Annotated in this window: 1 protein-coding gene; it reads right to left on the bottom strand. The window is 38.8% G+C overall.

Annotated features, from left to right (window positions below; all coding sequences use genetic code 11):
* Positions 1-260: 260 nt before the first annotated feature.
* Positions 261-577: LPXTG cell wall anchor domain-containing protein (locus HZY94_RS10045; RefSeq protein ID WP_179925995.1), on the bottom strand; the 317-nt coding region annotated here is incomplete at its 5' end.

Here is a 577-nt window from a genome sequence, read left to right as displayed (position 1 = left end):
ATAGAGGTTCTAGAGGACTATTTGCCATGGTCTGAAATCATACAGAAGAATTGTCAATAAAAAAGGTTCCCGAGTCAATCAACTCTGGAACCTTTTTCATATACTTGGTTATAGCGCGCTTACGGTTTACCTTAGTTTATTTGAGGTATGAATAATTTGGGAAAAAATCTCCAAGGTTAATCAAAACCTTGGAGATTTTTTATATACTCTGTTATTGGACTCTTACTAAAACACTAATCAACTTATTTACAAAGTATGAATTAATCTTCAGAACGACGTTTCCGTCTAGCGAGACCAAGTCCTGTAAACAAACTTAGAACACCAAGTTGAGCAACGCCCTCAAGACTATCTGTTCCTGTATTTGGAAGTTCTTTACCAGCTAAATTACCTGGAATAATTTGATCAACTTTCTCTGACTCAGCCGGAGTGACTAGTGAAACAGGTTGAACTGGCATAGCAGGTTCCGATACTGGATCTGGATCCTTCTCATAAGGCACTGGTGTATCCTTAGCTGGATCATTTGGATCTGTAATTGGAGGTGGGATATAACCCTTGGTTGGATCTTCTGGATCAACCG

It is taken from the genome of Streptococcus danieliae (assembly GCF_013415245.1).
In the GTDB taxonomy this organism is placed as follows: Bacteria; Bacillota; Bacilli; order Lactobacillales; family Streptococcaceae; genus Streptococcus; species Streptococcus danieliae_A.
Note: the sequence above shows the minus strand (reverse complement) of the source record. Positions and strands in the feature narration are given on the sequence as shown.